The sequence below is a fragment of the Bacillus sp. AY3-1 genome, from assembly GCF_008368785.1.
Lineage (GTDB): Bacteria > Bacillota > Bacilli > Bacillales > Bacillaceae_G > Bacillus_A > Bacillus_A wiedmannii.
This window is the reverse complement of the sequence record NZ_QORZ01000002.1, coordinates 134,666-157,859: the sequence shown is the minus strand read 5'-3', so window position 1 is coordinate 157,859 and position 23,194 is coordinate 134,666. Positions and strand designations below refer to the sequence as shown.

The following is a 23,194-nucleotide window of genomic DNA, read 5'->3' as shown; positions in this document are numbered from 1 at the left end:
TCCTTTCATAACTCAAATTGTTTTTTTACATGCTTTTCTGCAATCTTACTTACTGATATTCTCTACTGTTCCATAGTTTTATAAAGCTTTTGTAAGTAACGCCAACGAGTTATAAAGAAATATAAAACTTGTATACATATAAATGAAATTAAAATTATGATAGAGCTATCCATAATAGAAAAATCGACTAATTGTTGTAATGCCATATAGGCGACCACAGTATGAATCACTGCAACGATAATCGGTAAGAAGAACATTAATACTAATTGTCTTGTTACAACTTTTTTCAACTCTCGTTTACTTAATCCCATTTTCGAAATCATCTTATATTGCTGCTGATCGCGGTCCAAATCAGTATATAACCGGAAATAAATAAAACTAGCAGCGAAAGTAAAGAAGACGATTCCAACTAAAACACTTGCCATAAGTAATAACCCATTCGTTTGTTTTGCACTTAACAACTCTATAGTTAGTGCTCTAAATTCAAAATGTATGTCTCTAGGATCTTGATCGAATATTTCACTTAATTGGTTTGAAATCTCTTTCGTTTTTATCCAATCATCTACAACAAATCCATAAGTTCGATATTGAATAATATTTTCAAAATCTAGATTACTATTAAGCGGAATTTCATCATACACATGATCTTGAATCGCAATATTAATCCCTTCCGTATCGTGTGGCAAAACTAAATTATCTACAGTTTTTTTCACATGAAATGTCTTTGTCCAATCGCCTTGAATGACTTCAATATTCTTTTTATAATCACCATTTTTAAACTCTTGTTTTTGTGATACGACTCCAGGGATTAATAACATTTCATCTTCTTTTTCAATCGTTTCTTGTTGGTACCCGAGTGCTCTCGCAAGTTCGTTATATTCACTTAACTTCATTATATTTACATTACTTTCTGTATAAATATCTGAAGTGGAAGCCATTCGATATGGAATATTAGAATCAGCAAGATGTTTTTTTATAATCGAGAGATGTTTATCCGTTATGTTATTTTTATCAGGAGCTGTATACAGAAATGTATACGGGTTTGTCATCCTTACCAAATCTTTATTTCCAAGAGCTGCTGTCGTGCCAATTGTTGTAAAAGCAACTGCTGAAATAATAGATACTATAAAAAACATTGTTGCATTATCTTTCATACGGTATATTAATTCTGAAAATGTTAATATATTGGTTCTCTTTAAAAAGAAAGATTCACTCCTTTTCACAAGATGCAATATATAAACGCTACACTGCGTATATAAAAAGTACGTTCCTATAATTACTAGGAGCACACCCATTCCGAGCGTAATAAAACTATAACTTGGGATAAAGCGGAATACTAAAATATAGCCATATCCTATACTAAATAAAGAAAAAATTGATAATAAAATTGACGATTTCGGTTCAGGCTTTGGCTTTTCCCCTGCTTGAATAAGTTCCACAAGTTCTGTTACTTTTATCATTTTAAAAGTAACTAGCGAAACAATTAAAAATAAGAAAAGAAACGTGATAACTGTTAATAATACAGCCTGGACTGGTATATAAAAAGGTAAACCGTTACTAATCATTAATACACTGGCGCTTATTAATAAAACTAGTTTAGAAAATACGAGGCCGATAAGAATCCCAATACAAATCGAACCAAGTCCAATTAACATATTTTCAATTAACAATAACTTTTTAAGCTGTCTCATTGACATACCTTGCATCATTAAAATGCCAAATTCTTTCTTACGCGTTTTTAAAAACGAACTCACTGAATATAAAATAAAGAAAAATGAAAATACAAAAATCAAACCTTGTGAAACTTTAAATCCCAATGTACCAAATGCACTTATTGTTGCACTCGTCGACTGTAACTCACCTTGTAAATCAGGATGAAATAATAAAAGAGCGTACGTAAAGAAAATCATAATTGAAAATGCACTGCTTAAAAAGTGAGCTGCATATATACGCTTATTACGAAAAATATTATTAAATGCGAACTGACGAAAAGTCATGCCTTTTCCCTCCTAACAAAGAAAGGACATCCATAATCTTTTGATAAAATGCTTGCCTGCTTTCACCACAATAAATTTCGTTATATAATTGACCATCTTTTATAAATATAACTCTGCTGCAAAAACTCGCTGCATACGGATCATGAGTCACTAACATCATCGTAGCTTTTTCTTCCTTATTTAGAGTATCTAACATCTCCATTACATCATTTGAAGATTTAGAATCTAAATTCCCTGTTGGTTCATCTGCAAGTAATAATTGCGGCTTATGAACAATTGCACGAGCAATTGCTGTTCTTTGAGCTTGGCCTCCTGATATTTCAAACGTTCTTTTATTCAATATATCTGTAATATTTAATTTCTCTGCGATTTCTTGTACGCGTTTGTTCATTTCTTGCACAGAAACGCCATCTAATGTCATCGGCAATACGATATTTTCCTTCACTGTAAGCGTGCTAAGTAAATTAAATGATTGAAAAACAAATCCTAATTGTTTCCTACGGAATAAAGCTAAATCTTCTGATGATAACTGGAAAGGATTTATACCATTTATTAAAATTTCACCTGAGGACGGAGAATCAATAGTAGATACCATATTTAATAGCGTAGTTTTCCCGCTACCTGATGGCCCCATAATCCCTATAAATTCACCTTCTTGAATTGATAAATCAATATCTACTAATGCTTTAAAAGGTATTTTCCCTTTATATACTTTACTAATATTTTTCGCATGTAAAATTTCCATTTCTATTCTCCCTTCATTTGCACTTCTCACAATAGAGTGTAAATGAATTGTCTTATAGCTCATATTGATTCATCTTTCATTTATCTTACACGCTTGTAAGATTTCTAAAAAAACTGATAATAAAACTATTTCCAAACTAAAATTAACGCATAACTATCTTATAATAATTGTATAGTGGCAGGAAATACAATTGTATATCAAATCTTTATTATAAAAACAAGAAAAGACCGATTGCTTTATCGGTCTTTTCCTTCCCAAAGTTATATTTTTATCTAATGCCTTTAGTTGAAATGTTTTTGAGATACCCTTTTTTATTGTCTTCCACTTTATAATAACCTCTACAAAAAATTGAGTTCTTCGGTTTAATCGCAATTAATAATGAATTATATATATCTGAAGCAGAAATGATTGTGTTTATCCAACATACAAATAATAAAATTGATTTAATATTTCCTGATACATACAATGATACAATAGCAGGAACGACCGATAGTACAATAATAGGCAAGCTCATAAAGATCCAAAATCTCGTTTTGGATAAGATTGCATTTGTATTTAGCCAAAAAAATATTCCACTACACGTCAAGCTAATATCACTTTTTTTATTTATAACAATAATATGTAGACATTCATGAACAATGAAAACAAAAATACCTATGATGATGAGATAAAAAATATTAATATGAGTAAAACTTGCTCCAAAATAATACGGTATTAGAAAAATAATGATTTGAAGTACATATACAAACTTCATATAATGTTTTCGGTGCCAATCATTTTGTATAAAAGGAGTCCATTCTGACAAATCCATACTTATTTGTGGTAAGTGACGAAACCAAATGATAATATGCTCTCCCCTCCCTCATTTAAACTATTCCATATTCCGAAAATTTGAAATCCACTAACACTCAACCGCTAATATAAAATGCAAACCTTCGCTTGCCTTCGCGTTTGCCGTACATTCTTCTATTTAAGCCTAAAGTGGTTCATGTTTAGGATGATTTGAGTAAGAAATTAATGTTTTCATAGACATATACATTCGACAAAATCCCCCAAATACCTTTTAGATATAATGTTATGAAATAGTTCTCGCATGTACAACTTACTGCATTTGTTTTTGGTGAAAAATACATCCAGAATCTACACTTTAGTATGGTTAACTAGTACTTTAGAATGCAAAAAAAGCTTAGAGTTTTAGCTCTAAGCTTTTTTTGCATTATCGCTCCCTTTAAAGAGCACTATTTTTTATCCATCCGGATTTACTCAATACATAATGATTATAAATTTGATTTTCTATCATCTGTTGACCCAAATAAGTAAACCCGCATTTTTCAATAACTTTATTTGATGGCACATTTTTAATTAAAGCAATTGCGTTAAGGACATCCACATTTGTATTTTCAAATAAATAACCGATTAAGCCTTTTGTCGCTTGCGTTGCATAACCATTATTATAATATTCACTTGAAACAGCATACATAATTTCTCTGTTCGGTGCAGGGAGTTCATCTTTCATGCCTGTGCAGCACCATCCAATAAATTCATTTGTGGTTTTCTTAAATATTCCTAGTCTTAATATGTGATCATCTATGTTAGTCGTAGTTCTCACTGCATTAAGAAACGCTTTATTTTCAGGTATTTCATAATTTACAACCCAATTAACCCTTTGTTCTTTCGTTGATTTCCAGTCTGGTAAAAACTTTTCTATTTCCGGTTGATTTGCTATTTTATAAATACTCTCTGCATCTTTGACCGTAAACTCTTGTAGGTATATATCACCACAATCTATTCTAAATAACTTAGTCAAACTCTCTTCTCCCACCTTAATCCCCCTTCCTTACGTTAAAGCGCCTTAATCTGCTTCGTAAGTTCCATAAACCGTTCATCTAGTTCTTTATATTCTTTGTCTTTAGAAGTTAAAAAGCTTAATTTCCCTAATACTTCTTGTCTTTCTGTTTCTAACGTTAAACGTAGCTCTTCAATTTCATCCCTTGTTTTCGTAGGTTCTTCTAGCTGTTTTTGTATCGTATTGTTTAAAAACACGAGTTTTGTGTTAGTTGTTTTCTCCAGAAAATATCGATCGTGAGAAACGATAACGAGTGTTCCATTATACTCAGCTAATGTATTTTCAAGCTGTTCACGCGAAGGTAGATCAAGGTGATTCGTCGGTTCATCTAAAATAAGTACATCTTTTTCATCTAAAATATAAGCCATGAGCTTACATTTCACTCGTTCCCCCATACTCATATATTCAATCGGCTCTTTCCATTGGGAAGATTCAAATCCTAAATGTTTCATTAAATTTTGGACTTTTCCTCGTTCTTCAAATGTCTCTTTATAAAATAAATCTTCTGGTGTTTTATCAAGTGGTAAATCAAATACTTCTTGTGTTAAATAACCAATGTTTGCTGAAGGTGAAATCCATACTTCTCCTTCAACAGTTTCTGTTCCCATAATCATCTTCAGTAATGTTGTTTTCCCGCTACCGTTTGGTCCAATAATCGCAATCTTCTCACCGTGCTGAATTGTAAAATTAACGTTTTCAAATAATGTTCGGCTATTAAATTCTTTCCGCAATTGTTTTACTTCTAAGAAACGTTTTCCTACTTTTTTACTCGCTTGAATAGAGAATTCAACTGAATATTCCTCTTTCACACGTTCTACTTTCGTTTTCTCCAGCTCTTTTTCAAGACGTTTTCGTTTTGACTTCACTTGCGCATCCATTCGCTTCGCTTTTACACGATAAAATTCTTTAACTCCTTCTTGTTTTGTAGACTGCGCATGTGCCTTTTGTGACCATGAACTTAATTCTTTTATATGATTTTCTACTTGTTCTATCTTTTTTTGTTGTTTTTCATATTCACGTTGCTGCGTCATTCTTTTATGCTCACGTGCTTTCATATAACTCGTATAATTACCGCTATGGTCAATTAATTTCTTATCCTCAATCGACCATATTCTAGTTGCGACAACATCTAAAAAGTATCGATCATGCGATACGACGATAACTGTACCTTTCATATTTTTAATTTGCTTAATGAGAAATTCCGTACTCATCTCATCTAAATGATTTGTCGGTTCGTCTAATATTAAGACATTAGGATTTTCGGCAAATCCTTTTGCTAACCGAACTTTCAGCTTTTCACCACCACTTAACATATGAAAATCGTTCGTTGGCACGCCCCATTTCGCAAGAAGTTCTGCTTCTTTTGCAATCACATCGTTACTAACAAAAGATTCTATTTCTTGTTCTACATATGCGGTTGTCATATTCATTTGCTGCCATTCAACAATGCCTTTTGATGGCTCAATTTTACCATTTATTAATTGAAGTAACGTTGATTTACCAGCACCATTTTTACCGATTAATCCGATAACATACCCTTGTTTTACTGTCAAATTCATTTTCTCTAACAAAGTATTTTCCTTTATATCAACATAAACATCATTTAATTTTAAAATTTCTTTCATAATACCGATCCCTTTCGTTAAGGGAGAATAAAAAAATCCTCCCAAATAAATTTGGCAGGATTAGTCATTACATTATTTATACCCAAATAAGCTATTGCGCAACATAAATAGCAATACCGTTGTATGGAAATTGGGCAGACTAATCCTATTTTTTATAAATTGAAATTTATTGAATTTCAACATTTAAAAATAAGATTAGTTAATCATCGTCCACCCATCATTCCTTTCCGTCGTTAGTAACCATATTGTACCATGATAGTACTGTATGAGTAAATGCAATTATATGTGCTATTATTATGATTGCTTTCTTCTAGGTCTATTTATCATTTCTTAACTACATGATAGAACAAGCACAAATTACGTTTGTTATACTACTTGCCTTAGATTTCCCTAGTAATAAACTTTTAAACACTCCCTCTTATATAATTTTTATATAACTGTATGATTAATTTTATATTATACATACTACATTTCAGTTTTTATAATAAAGTTATCATTTTTAAGGAGGGATTCTACAATGGAATATAGCAAACTCGGAAACAGTGGATTAACAGTAAGTAAGATTGCATATGGTAACTGGATAAATCATGGTGGAAAAGTAAATGAAGATATTGCAAATGAATGTGTGAAAGCCGCATTAGATGTTGGAATTACAACGTTCGATACTGCAGATGTTTATTCAGACACTATTGCTGAGGAAGTGCTTGGCCGCTCTTTGAAAGGTATACGCCGAGAAAGTATAGAACTTTGTACCAAAGTATGTCATCCGACCGGACCTGGAAAAAATGATCGAGGTTTATCACGAAAACATATTATAGAAAATTGTAATGCATCGTTACAACGGCTACATACAGACTACATTGATGTCTATTATGCACATCGATTCGATACAACAACACCTCTGGAAGAAACAATGTTAGCTTTCTCAGATCTTGTAAGACAAGGGAAAGTCCTTTATTTAGGCGTAAGTGAATGGACATCGGAGCAAATCACACGCGGTGCAGCACTTGCACGAGAATTGAAAATCCCTCTTATTGCTAGCCAACCTCAATATTCGATGTTGTGGCGAGTTATAGAAACTGATGTGATTCCAACATGTCAACGTGAAGGACTTGGCCAAATTGTTTGGTCTCCCCTCGCACAAGGTATTCTCACTGGAAAATATCAACCAGGTAAACCACTCCCCGCCCAATCACGTGCTAATTCAGATGCAGGAAAACCCTTTTTCAACAAACTCGTGCAACGTTGGATGAGTGATGATGTGCTTACCGCTATCCAGGAAATTAAACCTATCGCACAAGAAATTAACCTTACCTTATCTCAACTCGCAGTTGCTTGGGTATTACAAAATCCAGCTGTTTCCTCTGCAATTATTGGCGCTTCAGATCCAGAGCAAATAAGAGAAAATGTGATTGCTTCTAGTGTTACATTGTCACCTGAAATTATGGATCAGATTGATAGTGTACTAACAGGTTTTGCTGAGTATGATCCTAGCAAAACAGGTTGAAACATGAGTGAGCTTTACCTATAATGAAGCTTCCCTTTCCAAATCCCCCACTACCCATCCTATGAAGATGGGCTTTTATCTTTTAAGTTCACATTGTGAAGTCGAATAAACCTCTCTAACTACCGTTAAGAAGTTTTCTAACACTACAGACTTTTCATCTTGCCTCCATCCGGCATATAAATTTATTATTGGTGTGTTCTCTTGAATTTCTTTATATATAACTCCCGATTTTTTATAACTTTCCACAGATGATGGAACGACAGAAATCCCCATACCTGCTGCAACTAAATTCACAATCGTTTGCATTTGAATTGCTTCTTGAACAATATTTAAACTTACTCCATGCTCCCAAAAGTAACTAATAATTAAATCATAAAAGTTAGTACCGAAATGACGAGGAAATAAAACAAATGGTTCATCTACTAGTTCTTTAATAGAAATATTAGGTAACGAAACTAATGCGTGATTTTCATGTAAAACCAATTTTAAACGTTCTTTAGAACAAACTTCGGAAGACAATATTTCATTATTCTGCTTAGAACGAATAAATCCAATGTGAATTTGTTTTTCATAGAGTGCTTTTATTTGCTGATCTGTTGTCATCTCGCGTAATATAAGCTGTATTTTAGGAAATCGTTCTCGAAATGTTTTTAATATGTCTATAACTGTTTCTGTAGAATCGACAAAACCAATGATTAAATGCCCGATCTTCCCTTCATCCGCGAGCTGCGTTTCTTTAATGGCTCTATCTACTTGAAGTAACGTTTGTCGCGCACCTTCTAAAAAGATTTTCCCCGCATCGGTAAGTTCAACAATCCTTTTTGTCCTGTGAAGAAGTTGAACACCTAATTCTTCTTCCAACTTTCGAATTTCTTGACTTAAAGGCGGTTGTGCCATCATAAGACGTTCTGCCGCACGGCTAAAGTTTAATTCTTCTGCCACTGTTATGAAATATTTCATTTTACGAATATCCATTACAATCCCCCCTATCATTCGTTTCAACCGTAACACAAATCAGATGGAGCCTTCTTGCCGAAAAGGATAAAAAGAAAATGTTATTCGTTATCCAATAATCACTTATTGTTTTTCGATAAATTTTTATTGATTACTCCCCTGTAATAAGCTATTATATGTTTGTAGAAAATATTAATGTAAGGATTGAATTTATGGACAGGACATTAAAAATCACAAAGTTAAATATGTTTTTAAAGATTTTTCTCATCCCGATTATAGTAGGGATAATTGTTGGTATACTAACTAAATTGGGGCAAGGTATACTTCCAGGACATTGGAATTCATTAGCTAATCTAGGAAGTGTTTGGTTAGTTCCATCCTTTTTTGTGGCTAGCTTTAGTTATTCTAAGCGTACAGCTATACTTTATGGTATCCTTGCACTACTCGGTATGGTATTAGGCTATTATGGTTATGCAATAGTTATTAAAAATGTAGCTCACTCTATTTATTTTATATCTGTATGGATTGTATGTGCATTTATAGGAGGAACTATCTTTGGAATTGCAGGTTTTCTATGGAAAGATACTACAAATCCACTTCATAAATTCGGAAGCGCGCTTATTAGTGGCGTTTTTGTAACGGATGGACTTCACATTCTTTTAAATTTTGAAGACTATAGTCACATGTTACCTGTTGGATATACCGAAGTGATAGTCGGCATTATCTTGATCCTTGTGTTAGAACGCTCTAATGCTAATCGCATTTCTTCTTTCTTAATGATGGTTCCTATCATTATTTTAGGATTAATTGGATATACATTATTAAGTTTGTTTACTTAATTAAAATTCATAAAGCTAACTCTTTCAAAGGGCGAGCTTTTTTCTTACAAAAAACTATTTATATATTAATAAATTATTAAACCCCTCTCATTTAACAGCCTTATTTATTATTGTGTCATTACACATACTTACACGACCTTTTATTAGAATCATACCAGTCTTTTATATCATTTCATTTAATCGATATAAAGTAAGGCTAAAAAACTTATTTCAAAAGTTTTTTAGCCTAAATCATTTTTACACATTGAAAAATTTAATTCGTATAACGGTACCTTTACCAACTTCTGAATGAATTTCTACACTATGTCCTAATTGTTTCGTAATTTCATATACAAGATATAGCCCCATTCCAGTTGATTCTTTAAAATCTCTACCATTTTCTCCTGTAAAGAAAGGTTTAAATACTCTTGGTAAATCTTGCTTCGGTATCCCTACGCCATTATCGGTAATTTCAAGTATAACGTTATTACCTTCCTTACAAGCTTCCACTTTAATCTTTTCTCGACTACCAGATGAATATTTGATCGCGTTCGATAGTATTTGTCCAATTAAAAATTGTAACCATTTCGCATCACTTTCTACAGTAATATCCTTCTCAATTTTAAGCTCTGGATATACAAAATTCCGGATGAAAAAGCGTTTATGTTCATGTACGGAATAATTCACTATTTTATGTAGTTGTACTCTTTCTACATAAAAATCTTGCGTAAATGCCTCTAAACGTGCGACATACAGAGCCATCTCTAGCCCCTTTTTCAGCCTATCTGTTTCCTCATTTATACTTTCAAACCGTGGATCGACTTCATCTTGTGTAATTAATTCTATTACAGATAAAGGTGTTTTCATTTGATGTATCCATTGATTCATAAAAGTTAAATGATCATTATTTTTTCTCTCTTGTATTTGGAGCTGATTTTGATAATGGCGATATTGTACCTCAAGTAAGTCTTGAAGCGCAGTAGATAAAACTGCAAAATCTGATTTTTGAACAGAATCATCCAAAGAGTACAACGGATTTGCTAATCGTTCATAGAAAGTACGATGAGTAAAATAACGAAATACTAAATAGCCTACCATAAAAAAGACACCTAAAAACATTGCATATAATGCCGTTGCAATATGGTTATGCCCATCAAACCAATATACAAGAAATATGGCTAGTAATTGGATTGCTGTAAAACAAATAAGTGGTATATGATCACGAATAAATAATCTTATCATTTCTCCATACCAGTATCCCAAGTAATATGTAATCTATAACCGACACTACGAATCGTTTCAATCGCATCTTCAATCTGTAACGTTTTTAACTTTTTTCGCACACGTGTCGTATTTACACTTAATGTATTATCATCAACATAGGATTCGCTATCCCATAATTTATTCAACAACACTTCTCTACCCACAACACGCGGATAATTTTTCATTAACATTTCTAATAAAATGGCTTCGTTTCTCGTTATATCAATCTCTTGATTACGCAATTTCAATACAAGCCTTTCAGGATATAAACAAAGACCTTGTTGCTCAACCATCCGTTCTTCTACTTTTGGTGCATAATCTCCGTAAGCACGTCTTAAATGACTACGAATTTTCGCCATTACAACTTCGTAATGGAATGGCTTTGAAATAAAATCATCGCCACCGTTTTCAAGCGCCATAACTTGATCCATTGTGCCTTCACGAGCCGAAATATATAATATCGGACATGTAGAAACTCCACGAATTTGACGACACCAATAGTACCCATCAAAACTTGGTAAATTAATATCTAATAAAACTAACTCTGGTTGTTCTTCTAAAAAAATGTTTAATACATTTTGAAAATCCGATACAATAATTCCTTCATACCCGTATTTCGCAACATGTGTTGATAATAGTTCTGCAATTTTCATATCGTCTTCTACAATCATAATTTTAACCATCATTTTACTCCTTTTTCGATCCACAATCTTATATTCAATTATATAAAATAAATACTACCTTTTTTTATATCATCCGTAAATCAAAAAAGGATACTTTTATACAACAGCATCCTTCTTCTATTATTCTTATTTAATATGAAATTTACTCAAATTAAAACCTAGCTTCTCCACATAGTCCATATCTAGTTCCATTCGTGCTGTTTTAAGCGGGTCCACAACTTGGCATACTTTTAGATTACCTGCAGCTGATAATAAAAGTGTTGCATCCGCTTTAGACATTTCTAATTCTTCATGTAAAAATGTCACCATATTACGTACAGCGCGATTCGCTGTATCATCTAACAATTTTTCTGAAGCAATCGTCATTACTTTTTCTTTTTGAATAGCCATTGGTAGTGGCCATTTTTTCCCTTTTATAATTTGGACTGTTACGGTTACCTCACCAGCAACCTCTACTCCACTAACACCAATTTCACCATCACCCATCGCTGCGTGTAAATCGCCTAATGCTAATAGAGCACCAGAAACATTTACAGGTAATAATAATGTTGTCCCTTCTTTTATCTCTTTACAATCCATATTCCCGCCGTGATCATGCGGTGTGCCACATGAAATGCTCTCTTCTTTCGGCGCAGTACCAATTACACCAATCATTGGATTAATCGGGATTTGCAGTTCATTTGAAAATAAAACATGTTCATTATGTATCGGAACAATTTTCACTGTATTTTCATTTAGCTCTTCACCCATTACACCAAGATTTGCACCTGTAGTTAAAACGCCTTGCTCTACAATTTTAATTTTTTCAATCGTTACGGCTAATATATCACCAGGTTCTGCACCAATGATATATACAGGTCCAGTCGCTGGATTAATTCGGTTCCAATCTAATTCTTGAAACGCAACATTTTCAGAATCAATTTGATTTTCAAAGCAATCATATGTTTCAAATACAAGACGACTCCCAATTTCTACTTCCATACATGGCTTATTATCTGGTGACATTGCGTATATAATATGTTCTTTATGAATGCAATACATTTTATCTCTCCCCTTTTATATTGGTCTACAATTACTAATTAGCTTTTTTCATACAAGCTCCTCTTCATATTTGATTATATTTGCACGTGAAAAAGCACCTAGCTTATTTTCATACATACACTCTTTACTATAACAGGTAAAGAAAGGTGGTAGCACTATGCCCCTTATTCCATATAACGAAAGTGATGTTGATTTACTAGCTCGTTTAATTCGTGCTGAAGCTGAAGGAGAAGGTCGACAAGGTGAACAACTTGTCGGTTGCGTAGTAGTAAATCGTGTATTTTGTGATTGCTTAGATTTTAAACAACTTCGATCTGTACGTGATGCAGTATATCAAAGCCCTGGCGGATTTGAAGCCGTACAATACGGATATTTTTATCAGCGTGCTCGTGATTCAGAAAAAGAAATTGCAAGAAAAGTTTTACAAGGTGAATGGCGCTGGCCAGCGCGATGGGCTCTTTGGTATTTTCGTCCAGTTGGTGCTTGTCCACCTGAATGGTATAATCAGCCGTTTGTAGGGCAGTTTAAAAGTCATTGTTTTTATGAACCACGTGGTGATGAATGTCCGAAAATGTATTCACGGTAGCAAAATTTGAAACGCAAGTACTTAGCTGAGTACTTGCGTTCCCTTTATTTTTTTAAAAATCTAATAATGTGATAAATTTTTCGATACCTACTACATGTATTAATAACGGTATACGAGGGCCGCTGGACTGATTCATAATGAGCTCATATATAATAATAAATAATTGTTTTTGATTTTCTTTCATTATTTTTTTATTTTCATCATGACAAATCAAATACAATTGTTCCATTAAGTGAGAGTAATCTTTATTAGAACGAAGTATGGTGCAAGCTTCTACTAGCCACTCTTTCTGCTTTTCATCTAATATGTTGTAAAACTCTATATTTCTCTCTTGATTTACAGCAATTAATTTTTTAGTTTGAAAGTTTCTAACCCAATACTCTGCACGTTTGCTTATCGCTATCGTATCCTCTAATGCATAATTCCTATCTATTTTTTCTAACATACCTTGTAAAATAGATGCATCAAAATTTAATAGCGGTAACGTTCCAGCAACCTGATTAAACTTTGGATACTCTTTAAACCCGCTATCAACTTTAGAGAGTTTAATTGCATCAAATAAATCTTCATTTTTGAGCATTTTATTTTCATAACTTTCTTTTAATCGTTCATACTCTGTATAATTGCGAATCACATCTTCATCAAGACCGATATGAAAAGCTGCGTTTGGTCTATATTTAGCAAACATAAAAAGAATCACTTCGGGCAAATACACTTTTAACAGCTCGCTAGGTGTAATACTATTCCCTGAAGAACTAGACATTTTTTCATGATTCCCTTTAATGCCAATGAAATCATAAGAAACATAATGAGGAGCTTCACGATTGAATATTTCCATCGCAATTTCCTTTGATACATTATAACTACCCGTTTCTGATGAATGATCTCTTCCACCCGGTTCAAAAATAACATCCTCTATCATCCATCTCATCGGCCAATCGATTTTCCAATTCAGTTTCATTATATTTGTATTTAATACCGATAATTCATTTTGATTTCCACATTCACATTCATACCGTACTGTTTTTAATACTTCATCAAAATGTGTAATCGTTGTTGCATCTTTCCCGCATTTCTCACAATATAACGTAACCGGATAAAAGCTCTCTCGCTCTTCTTCACTACACTCTCCAGTTTTAAATCTCATTAATATATCATATATTTCTTTTCTTTTATATAAAGCCTCTAATATGTTTTTGTTATACCTTCCGCTTCTATATTCAACATGTTGATATATGAATTCCACTTCAATCCCAAATACTTGAAGCGATTTCTCAAACTCTTTTTCAAAATGCTCTGCATACGAGTTATGACAGCCATATGGATCTGACATATCACAGTATGGCATACCAATATATTTTGCAAAAGATGGATCAATATTTTTAGGAACTTTTCTAAACCTATCATAATCATCCCATGAAAATATAAAACGAGTCTTTTTCCCTAAATCTTGAATTGCTCTTACAACGAAATAAGTCGTTATTATTTCGCGAAAGTTCCCGATATGAATAGAACCAGATGGACTTATTCCAGATGCGCAAACAAAAGTTTCTTTGCTTGGATGTTTTCTTATTAATTCATGTGCTACTTCATACGCCCAATGCATATATTATTCACCTCAATTGATTTTTTATTTTCACGCTTTCAGTTTTATGCAATAAAAAAACTCCCACCCCCAAGATTATTCATCTTGAGGACGAGAGTTGTTAGCTTCGCGGTACCACCTCAGTTTGTTAATACGTCGCCATATTAACCTCTTCAGGTACGGCAAAATATGCTTATACCCTATCTCTATAACGGGAGATCCCGTCGCACCATCCCTAAGCAAATTAGTTCCTTGCGCAGCTCCAAGTCTTTTTTCGTCAAGATGTATACCGCTCTTTCTCAGCAACCAGAGCTCTCTGTACGTATTCTTTCTTAACTACTCTTCTCTTCCATGCCATTTTAAATATTAGTTTTTTCATATGATAATTTATAACGCCTTTATTGTCAAACTTTTCCGAATAAAAATTCTATCTAAATAAATGCTTTATCGCTTCTAATTGAATTTTATGACTACATTCCTCGCAACAATATGTCCCTTTCGGTTTCTCTTTAAATCGCTTATATTTTTCACTACCTTCGTAAACACGAAATATATTTTTACAAGAAAAGCAAACAATTTCATAAAACATCATATGCATTTTCCTCTCCATGTTTATACATTTTTTTAATCACTTAAGAAAATCAGTTTTCTATAGTACAAATCTTAATATCCTCTGACTAAAAGGTTTACCTTCATTCTTATCGAATTATATAAATATCTTATAAAGCGAGGTGAAAATCTTGATCAGTAATATAGAATTAGTTTTAGATGCGAAAGCAAGTTTAGCTGAAGGACCATGTTGGAATGAAAAAAAGCAACTTTTATACTGGGTTGATATTGTGGAGAAACAATTGTACATATTTAGTCCTACTGCTAATACAAACCGAGTAATTGCTCTCAATCAACGAATTGGCTGTGTTGTTCCATATTTAGATGACGTACTACTCCTAGCTATGGAAAACGGCTTTTATTCTATTAATGTAAAAACAGAAAAACTAACACATATTTTTGACCCTGAACCACATTTATTTGAAAATCGTTTTAATGATGGAAAATGTGATCCAGCAGGACGTTTTTGGGCAGGTACTACAGATACATACGGTATAAATGCTGCTGGCTCCTTGTATTGTTTAAATAATAATTTAAAGGTAGAGAAAAAAGTTTCACATGTAAATACATCAAATGGCATAGCTTGGTCACCTGACCATACATACCTTTACTATATTGATACACCTACTAAAAAAGTAGTTCGTTTTCATTATGATATATGCTCTGGAGTAATTCGTAATCCAAGTGATGTAATCATTTTCCCTGAAAATGAAGGTCTACCTGATGGTATGACAATTGACGAGGAAGGTTGTTTATGGATTGCTCATTGGGGAGGTTCAAAGATTACTAGATGGAACCCTTCAACTGGAGAACGAATATTAAGTATTCCAATTCCAGCGCTATATGTAACGTCTTGTACATTTGGAGGACCTAATTTAACAGACCTATATGTTACAACAGCCAGAACAAGAATGACGGATGACGAATTGAAAAAATATCCACATGCTGGTGGTATTTTTCGAATTCAAACAAATATAAACGGTTGTCCTACCCATTCATTTCGGAATAATAATATTGGAGCTGAAACTATATGAACCGTATCGATCACATAAGAAAGGAAGAAAAGAAATATCACGATCTTTGTTATGAACAATATAAACTATTTGAAACTGGCTCTTGGCTTTACAAACCGGTTAAAACAGTTATGGACTTAATGGAGTACTTTGAAGGACAAAATAACTTACAAGTACTTGATCTAGGCTCTGGCGTTGGAAGAAATAGCATTCCAATTGCACAAATAATAAAAAATAATAACGGCACTGTTACTTGTGTGGACTTACTGGATTCCGCTTTAACAAAATTACAAATTTATAGTAAAGAACATGATGTTTTTGAAGTTATAAAAACAGAACAAGCAGCAATTGAAAACTACTACATCCAACCTGATATTTTTGATTATATCGTTGCAATATCAAGTTTAGAGCATGTTCAATCAGAAGAAGATTTAAAAAACGTGCTCCATTCTATGAAAAAAGGTACAAAGACTGGTGGTATCAATTGTTTAATTATTAACTCGAACATACAAGAAATTGACTTACATACGAAAGAAGAATTAGATGCTTTAATTGAAATTAACCTTCCAACTGAACATATGATATATCTATTAAAAAGCATTTATAAGGAATGGCAAGAAATAAAAATTGAAATAAAAGAATTAGCTTATAATATAGTCCGAAATGACAGACACATTCAATTAAAAACAAATGCCATTACTTTTGTCGTTCAGAAATAATAGTATAATAAAGAAGTGACTCTTTCTCTCAAATTCATTTTTATTGTACAAAATTTGTTACTTTATATATTTATTAATCAAAACACAAAAACCATGCTTCAGTATCATTAGAAACATGGTTTTTATTATTGATCATACTAAATTGCTTAGCTATTTAATGAATTCATTAACTGGAAGAAATGTTCAGGTTCATGTGTCTTATTTAATTCATACCATGAATGGAGTGTATCTGGCGCAAATACATCTAATTTTTTCAGTACCTCCACTGCAAATTCCAAAGGAGCTACTCCAGATGCAGTAATAAGATTTTCACCAGACGCTACAGATCCCATTTCATATAAATTTTCCCCTTTATATGTAGGACAAACCATTTTCATATAATCTAAACTATTACTTGTATGCTTTCTAGAATTTAAGTATCCGTAATTTGCAAGGCCTATTGTTGCACCACAAATTGCAGCCACAATAGTACCAATCTTTAAAGCTTCTTCAACTTTTTGCAATATGGGTTTATGTATGTTTTCAGTCCAAGTATTTCCTCCAGGTAAAATCAATAAATCATTACTCTCAAGTACACATTCATCTAGGGAAATATCTGGCCTTACGTTCAAGCCTCCCATTGAAATAACCATTTCTTTATTTATTCCAACTGTAACTACTTTAAAAGGTGCTAAACCCTTTTTAAAATATCTACCTGTATTAAGTTCAGCAATTAAATGTCCGTATTCCCAATCGGACATCATATGAAATACATATAAATAAGCTTTTCTAGTTTGCATTCAATAACACTCCATTCACAACTTAATCTAATCTAGTCTTTTCTAAAAGATAATCTATTTATTATTTATAATTGCTTGTCGAGCTTTTTCTTTATCATCAAAATGAATAGTCGAATCCTTTAAAATTTGATACGTTTCATGCCCTTTCCCTGCAATCAAAACAATATCATTAGAAGATGCCATGTTTATTGCATGTTTTATAGCCAGTTCACGATCTAATTCTACTTTATAATTCAAATTATTATTCTGTGAAAATCCTTTTTCAATATCTTTCATTATTGCCTGCGGGTCTTCCGAACGTGGATTATCAGAAGTTATATAAACAAAATCGCTATAACCTCCAGCAATTTCACCCATTATAGGTCGTTTTTTTGCGTCTCTATCTCCACCGCAACCGAAAACAGTAATAATTTTACCTTTTGAAAACTCGCTAATTGTAGAGAGAACATTTTCTAACGCATCGGGCGTATGAGCATAGTCCACTATTACAAGGAAATCTTGATTTTCGTCTATAATTTCCATTCTACCTTCAATGCTCTTTACATTGGATAAGCTGTCACTAATGTTTGTAAGCGGAATACCTTCAACCAATGCAGCTGTAATTGCTGCTAATGCATTATATACATTAAAGCGGCCTACTAGATTTAGAATGATTTCTATTTCTCCATTAAAGGAAGAAACTAAAAACTGAATTCCTTTTGAACTTAAAGTTATGTTCTTCGCTTGAACATCTGCACCATTATTTATCCCATATGTAATCACTTCAGCAGAAGTAACTTTTTTAAAGTATTCTACCGATGGATCGTCTGCATTCAAAATAGCAATTTTTTTATCTGTAGCAGAAAAATCATTTCCTAATCTTGAAAAAAGAAGACCTTTTACTTGCTTATATTCCTCAAATGTTCCGTGATAATCCAAATGATCTTGCGTTAAATTTGTGAAAACAGCAATTTTAAAGTTGCAACCTTTAACTCTCTCCATATGTAACCCTTGTGAAGTAACTTCCATAACACAATAATCTACATTTTGATTTTTCATCATTTGCAAATTCCGTTGAAGCGTTGGTGGTTCTTGCGTATTAATATCAGTAGGATACCATTTCGAACCAACTTTCACTCCGTTATTCCCCATAAGCCCTGTTTGAAATCCATAATCACTCAAAATCTTTTCAAGTAAATAGGAAGTAGTTGTTTTACCATTTGTTCCTGTAATTCCAATTAGCTTCATTTTATTAGATGGGTAACCATAGAAATGTGACGCAATAACTGCCATAGCGTATCTTGCATCTTTAACAATTATTTTAGGTATTTCAATATTTACATCTCTTTCTACAATTAACGCCATAGCACCATTTTTCACTGCATTTTCAACAAATTGATGTCGATCTTCAAGAAAACCATCGATACCTGATACACATATAAATAAATTTCCACTAGTTATTTTTCTAGAATCCATTTCTAATCCCGTAATTTCTACATTCATATCTCCAATGGTTTCTTTAATCAATAACAAATCCGCCAGCTCTTTTAGTTTCAAATCCCTCGCCCCCTTACAAATTCCCCCTACTTATTTTACCACTTTATATAAAATAATGGTTTAAAATTCCATATTATTCGGACGAAATTTAATCATCTTCAATAAACAAAAAAATAAAAGAGCACTTGTTTCCGCAAGTGCTCTTTTTGGGGATTTTGAGATACCCTATTAACGAAAGTTAAGGTTACTTAAAGTTAATAGGTAATTATATTATATGCTTGTCCTTTTTATTTGTGCGTAATCAACATATAAGAATTTATATTAACACTAAATAATTTTATTAATTACTGTTTTAGAATAAAGGTTATTCAACTCATTGCAAATAGGCTAAAAAAGATAAGCCAAAACTATTTTTAAAATATAAATTTAAAATCATACATTACTTGTTCAGCTACATTATCAGCTAATTGATTAAAAAATTGATAAAACAAATACTAAATTTATTTTAAACCTAAATTCGGTAATATTGTGTAATTAATCCTATACCCTTCAAACCCTGATGGCTTCACATCGTATTCCCACTTATCGAAGCATTCTGTTAACATGTATCCTACTTTTCCTTTATTCTCGTCTGTATTATGATTAATATAGCCGCATTGTTGGTGCGAGGTAATGATATCCCCAGAAATTTTCTCCACATTCTTAAAACGGCTAAGATCAGGCGTCACATCTATCCAACTTTGATTTGTTACTTTATCATAACGAGCTTTTAAATGATAAATAATCCAACCATTTGGTTGTTTGGGTGCACGATTCTCTAAAGAGGCCTTACCTGAATAGTAAGTAACTACATCAATCTCAACTTCTTCTTTGTTTTTCATATCTTCCATAAATTGTACAACTTCACTATAATCTGTTTCTTTTAGTTCTTCCTCAAAAACACCAAGTGATACTAAAATTAGTATGGACGCTGTAATTGAAAATAAGGTAATGATTATCTGTTTTCCTGTCATGTAGTTCCCCCTAATTATATTAAACGCTACACATGATATGGCTTTGAATATATTCACTCTAGTGGTCTAACGTTTTTCCTCCATTTTAAATTTCACCAAAATTAACCACATTATTGTTTCTAGAAATACTAAATGAAAATCATATTTTCAACATGGTTAAACTTCATTTCAAACAGACAACAGATAAGGTATACCGCGCTCATTACGATATGACTACCTACTAATCTTTTTCATTTGTACAAGCAATTAATAGCCGTAATTTTCACAAAACATTTTGACGTATTACTTATTCCAATATAAAATTATATGCAAACAATCAAAATTAACCTAAAATATATAAAGGGTATACCATTCTAACAGTTAAATGCTTAGATTTGTCCTTTTCCATAATTAACAAGGATAGAGTAACATGAAAATAGAGAACGAGTACCGTTACTAATCACATGCAGGTTCTTTGAAAATTACATTTGCATACTAAAAACATAAATAAAAGGGGTACATACGAAATGAACGGTTTAATGGAAAATAATTTAAGAACTTTGTTCCTTCTCTTTGTAAGTATAATTGTACTAGTATTTCAAACTATTATTTTTGTAAGAATAGTAAGAAACTGGTTCAAAACCAAAAATATAGATAAATTAAAAGAAGATAAACAGTATATTAAAAAGCTAACTATATTATACATAGCAATTATGGTAATAGGCGCTATTACAAACTTACCTTTATTCGGATTTATATTGTTAGGCTTTATGTCTAATACTATTATATTAATGTCTTTAAAGATAGAATTGTCTAATACAAAATCAAGTCAGTTGAAAACTGTGAAGAACTCAAAGCTCATGTTATGGTTTGTAATGAACACTATACACTTAGTATTTTTCTTTGTTGAGGGGATAAAACTCATTAAAAGTATTTAAGGCGATACTTTGAGATAACGATACGACTTCTTATGCATCACTTAATTGCATAAAATTTACAAATTTATAGAAGCGATCGTATCTTTTAAAAGAAACAGTCGCTTCTATAAACATATATGTATTAAGATTTATATTTTTTTACTGTACAAGGAATAGTTACGATATACAAATCTATAGCATAGATTGTAACCCAAATCCTTTTTTTGTTTAGTTGAGATAAATGCTCTGAAACTTTTCTTTTCCCCCACCTTCTAGGAAACCATTTTTTCTCCTTTTCTTCTTTTTCTGACATTAAAACTCCACAAAAAATATCAAACACATTTTATTTCTGATTTTATCACTGTATTTCCCCATATTTTAAGCGCTATCTAATCTTGTTTCTCTAGATTTATCTCTATTAAGACTTCTAGTTCATTTATAATTCCTAGTATGTTTGCCTTTATTATTTATACAAAATACACAATCAATATATACTAATTTTTCACAGGTCTTTTCTACATTTTATCATTAAGAAATTAATTGAAGGTTTATTTTCTACATTCTTATTTGGTTCGTCAATTTCCGAAACTTGTACTAATCCATACTTATTAAAATCTTGTTTTACAGATTCAGAATCATAGAAGAACATTTTTACGCCTTCCATTACCTCATAATAATCTTTATCCAACTGTTTTCCTTTTCCATACATTGGAGCTTTTTTAGAAACAGTTGTGAAAACCATATATCCACCTGGTTTTAACTGATTATAACAAGCTTTAATAAATTTCTCTCTTTCCTGCTCATTCAATAAATGAAGAAGTGCATGACTAAATATCCCATCATAAAATTTTTTATCAAAAGGCATTTCGTTTACCGAACCGTGATACATACTAACATCTTCTAGTCCGTTTTCTCTTGCTAAATCAATTGCAGTTTTTGAAATTTCAATACCAGTTACATTTATACCATTTTCGATAAATACCTTTGCGTTTCTACCATATCCAATACCCGGAACTAATATGTCTTTAACGTTCTTTTCTAGAAAAAAATCTTTTGTCAAAATTGCAGATTCAGTAGGTTCAAATCCCCACATCGTTTGCTTCTCAATAAAACTTGATTCCCAAAATTCCATTTTATTTCTATCTCCTTATTCTTATCTGATGTTTAGCATCGCATGAAAGACCTATTAATTTTAACGCTACTTTTTTCACCACAGTCACTATAGGTCCATTGAATATAGCATATTAATAAGCCTATATCTATTTTAAAGATTGGTTGAATATGTATTCTAAATATTAACTTTTACATTTAGAAAAAATAAAAAATGCCAATACTTCTATTGTATATTGGCATTTTCACATAAGAAATTATCTTTTTATATTGTACTGATCTAATACCTTTTCTAGCATTTCTAAAGTTATCGGTTGCTCTTGTTGTATTAATTGGTAGCCAATACGGCCATTCGGTTCGGCCGTAACTTGCTGTAAACTCTTCAAATCATGAATTCCTTTTTCTCTTAATTGCATATATAGTTGTTGCTCCGACATTTTTGCCTTCATTAAATTCTCTTTTACAATCTCTCCATTTTCAACGATTATAATGCTACTGCCATTAAGGAATTGTTCCACCTTCCTTGATTTCAATTCAAAGTAATGAATGATAAGAAGTATGCTTGCAAATATTACAGCCGCAAATATAGATGGGACTACTTTCCTACTTAATACAGGCTCTACAATAATACGTCCAATTGATACTACTATAATGATTTCAGCTCTTGTCATTTGGCTAACAGATGTACTACCAGTCATTTTTAATGCAATCATTCCAGTGAAAATTAAAATAATACTCTCCAAAATCATATTCATTATGGCCCAACCCTTTAATAGTGAATGTTATTAGCATTCTAAATGAATTTTAATTAAACTTTTTTGTGAAAATCATACTTACATATTCTGAAAAGAAACTATTTTGATCAATCTTTTTTCAATAAGGATTGTATGATCCATCCTCCATTGTCCCAAAAATAAAAAGCACCCGAA

Annotated in this window: 23 protein-coding genes and 1 other annotated feature; of the genes, 6 read left to right on the top strand and 17 right to left on the bottom strand. The window is 32.1% G+C overall.

The window, feature by feature from the left end:
• Positions 1-62: 62 nt before the first annotated feature.
• From DN389_RS01055 to abc-f, 5 genes are all read right to left on the bottom strand, one after another.
• A complete protein-coding gene (locus DN389_RS01055) occupies positions 63-1,997 on the bottom strand; it encodes an ABC transporter permease (RefSeq protein WP_149236749.1) in 1,935 nt (644 codons plus the stop codon).
• Positions 1,972-2,742, bottom strand: a complete 771-nt coding sequence (locus DN389_RS01050) for an ABC transporter ATP-binding protein (RefSeq protein WP_088081352.1) — start codon at positions 2,740-2,742, stop codon at positions 1,972-1,974. Before DN389_RS01050 ends, DN389_RS01055 begins: the two co-directional genes overlap by 26 nt.
• Before the next feature lie 268 nt (positions 2,743-3,010).
• Positions 3,011-3,553 (bottom strand): DUF3267 domain-containing protein, encoded by a 543-nt coding sequence (locus DN389_RS01045; RefSeq protein WP_098109843.1) that lies wholly within the window; start codon positions 3,551-3,553, stop codon positions 3,011-3,013.
• A gap of 417 nt (positions 3,554-3,970) precedes the next feature.
• A complete protein-coding gene (locus DN389_RS01040) occupies positions 3,971-4,564 on the bottom strand; it encodes a GNAT family N-acetyltransferase (protein WP_088092556.1) in 594 nt (197 codons plus the stop codon).
• 20 nt (positions 4,565-4,584) lie between these two features.
• Positions 4,585-6,213 (bottom strand): ribosomal protection-like ABC-F family protein, encoded by a 1,629-nt coding sequence (abc-f, locus tag DN389_RS01035; RefSeq protein WP_149236748.1) that lies wholly within the window; start codon positions 6,211-6,213, stop codon positions 4,585-4,587.
• Between the two features lie 517 nt (positions 6,214-6,730).
• On the opposite strand from abc-f, the gene DN389_RS01030 reads away from it, so the two are divergent.
• Positions 6,731-7,720: an aldo/keto reductase family protein gene (locus DN389_RS01030; protein WP_060488490.1), complete on the top strand. Its 990-nt coding sequence runs from the start codon at positions 6,731-6,733 to the stop codon at positions 7,718-7,720.
• A gap of 75 nt (positions 7,721-7,795) precedes the next feature.
• Here the strand turns inward: DN389_RS01030 and DN389_RS01025 are convergent, their stop codons facing one another.
• Positions 7,796-8,695 carry a LysR substrate-binding domain-containing protein gene (locus DN389_RS01025; protein ID WP_060488489.1) on the bottom strand — a complete coding sequence of 300 codons (900 nt, stop codon included), beginning with the start codon at positions 8,693-8,695 and terminating at the stop codon, positions 7,796-7,798.
• A gap of 191 nt (positions 8,696-8,886) precedes the next feature.
• On the opposite strand from DN389_RS01025, the gene DN389_RS01020 reads away from it, so the two are divergent.
• Positions 8,887-9,513: a DUF6518 family protein gene (locus DN389_RS01020; RefSeq protein ID WP_149236747.1), complete on the top strand. Its 627-nt coding sequence runs from the start codon at positions 8,887-8,889 to the stop codon at positions 9,511-9,513.
• 237 nt (positions 9,514-9,750) lie between these two features.
• On the opposite strand, the gene DN389_RS01015 is transcribed toward DN389_RS01020, so the two are convergent.
• From DN389_RS01015 to DN389_RS01005, 3 genes are all read right to left on the bottom strand, one after another.
• Complete coding sequence (locus DN389_RS01015) at positions 9,751-10,734, bottom strand: sensor histidine kinase (RefSeq protein WP_088081234.1); 984 nt, start codon at positions 10,732-10,734, stop codon at positions 9,751-9,753.
• Positions 10,731-11,438 carry a response regulator transcription factor gene (locus DN389_RS01010; protein ID WP_098109847.1) on the bottom strand — a complete coding sequence of 236 codons (708 nt, stop codon included), beginning with the start codon at positions 11,436-11,438 and terminating at the stop codon, positions 10,731-10,733. The genes DN389_RS01015 and DN389_RS01010 overlap by 4 nt, the downstream gene beginning before the upstream one ends.
• A gap of 126 nt (positions 11,439-11,564) precedes the next feature.
• Entirely contained in the window at positions 11,565-12,479 is a 915-nt protein-coding gene (locus DN389_RS01005) for an acetamidase/formamidase family protein (protein WP_149236746.1), read from the bottom strand.
• A gap of 157 nt (positions 12,480-12,636) precedes the next feature.
• Here DN389_RS01005 and DN389_RS01000 point away from each other — a divergent pair, with 157 nt between their 5' ends.
• Positions 12,637-13,065, top strand: a complete 429-nt coding sequence (locus tag DN389_RS01000; RefSeq protein WP_001128408.1) for a cell wall hydrolase — start codon at positions 12,637-12,639, stop codon at positions 13,063-13,065.
• A 52-nt stretch (positions 13,066-13,117) separates the two neighbouring features.
• On the opposite strand, the gene lysS is transcribed toward DN389_RS01000, so the two are convergent.
• The gene (gene lysS, locus DN389_RS00995; protein WP_149236745.1) at positions 13,118-14,671 is read right to left on the bottom strand and encodes a lysine--tRNA ligase; all 1,554 of its coding nucleotides are present in this window, start codon (positions 14,669-14,671) and stop codon (positions 13,118-13,120) included.
• 83 nt (positions 14,672-14,754) lie between these two features.
• Positions 14,755-15,011 (bottom strand) — a binding site (T-box leader).
• 66 nt (positions 15,012-15,077) lie between these two features.
• Positions 15,078-15,248: a DUF2197 domain-containing protein gene (locus DN389_RS00990; RefSeq protein WP_000551044.1), complete on the bottom strand. Its 171-nt coding sequence runs from the start codon at positions 15,246-15,248 to the stop codon at positions 15,078-15,080.
• Positions 15,249-15,390: 142 nt separating this feature from the next.
• On the opposite strand from DN389_RS00990, the gene DN389_RS00985 reads away from it, so the two are divergent.
• Together DN389_RS00985 and DN389_RS00980 are read left to right on the top strand one after the other, a co-directional pair.
• Entirely contained in the window at positions 15,391-16,293 is a 903-nt protein-coding gene (locus tag DN389_RS00985) for an SMP-30/gluconolactonase/LRE family protein (RefSeq protein WP_142343693.1), read from the top strand.
• Positions 16,290-16,991 carry a class I SAM-dependent methyltransferase gene (locus DN389_RS00980; RefSeq protein WP_098803097.1) on the top strand — a complete coding sequence of 234 codons (702 nt, stop codon included), beginning with the start codon at positions 16,290-16,292 and terminating at the stop codon, positions 16,989-16,991. The genes DN389_RS00985 and DN389_RS00980 overlap by 4 nt, the downstream gene beginning before the upstream one ends.
• A 146-nt stretch (positions 16,992-17,137) precedes the next feature.
• On the opposite strand, the gene DN389_RS00975 is transcribed toward DN389_RS00980, so the two are convergent.
• The 3 genes from DN389_RS00975 to DN389_RS00965 form a co-directional block, all read right to left on the bottom strand.
• Entirely contained in the window at positions 17,138-17,770 is a 633-nt protein-coding gene (locus DN389_RS00975) for a type 1 glutamine amidotransferase family protein (protein ID WP_060488480.1), read from the bottom strand.
• Between the two features lie 54 nt (positions 17,771-17,824).
• Positions 17,825-19,306, bottom strand: a complete 1,482-nt coding sequence (locus DN389_RS00970) for a UDP-N-acetylmuramoyl-L-alanyl-D-glutamate--2,6-diaminopimelate ligase (RefSeq protein ID WP_149236744.1) — start codon at positions 19,304-19,306, stop codon at positions 17,825-17,827.
• Positions 19,307-19,746: 440 nt separating this feature from the next.
• Positions 19,747-20,259 carry a hypothetical protein gene (locus tag DN389_RS00965; protein ID WP_149236743.1) on the bottom strand — a complete coding sequence of 171 codons (513 nt, stop codon included), beginning with the start codon at positions 20,257-20,259 and terminating at the stop codon, positions 19,747-19,749.
• A 506-nt stretch (positions 20,260-20,765) separates the two neighbouring features.
• Here DN389_RS00965 and DN389_RS00960 point away from each other — a divergent pair.
• A complete protein-coding gene (locus DN389_RS00960) occupies positions 20,766-21,176 on the top strand; it encodes a hypothetical protein (protein ID WP_060488477.1) in 411 nt (136 codons plus the stop codon).
• 121 nt (positions 21,177-21,297) lie between these two features.
• Here DN389_RS00960 and DN389_RS28285 read toward each other — a convergent pair whose 3' ends face one another.
• From DN389_RS28285 to DN389_RS00950, 3 genes are all read right to left on the bottom strand, one after another.
• On the bottom strand, positions 21,298-21,468 hold the full coding sequence (locus DN389_RS28285; protein WP_165761961.1) for a hypothetical protein: 171 nt from the start codon (positions 21,466-21,468) through the stop codon (positions 21,298-21,300).
• Positions 21,469-21,657: 189 nt separating this feature from the next.
• Complete coding sequence (locus DN389_RS00955; protein ID WP_098191429.1) at positions 21,658-22,287, bottom strand: class I SAM-dependent methyltransferase; 630 nt, start codon at positions 22,285-22,287, stop codon at positions 21,658-21,660.
• A 235-nt stretch (positions 22,288-22,522) separates the two neighbouring features.
• Positions 22,523-23,020, bottom strand: coding sequence for a DUF421 domain-containing protein (locus tag DN389_RS00950; RefSeq protein WP_098191430.1), 498 nt, complete (start codon positions 23,018-23,020; stop codon positions 22,523-22,525).
• Positions 23,021-23,194: the final 174 nt, after the last annotated feature.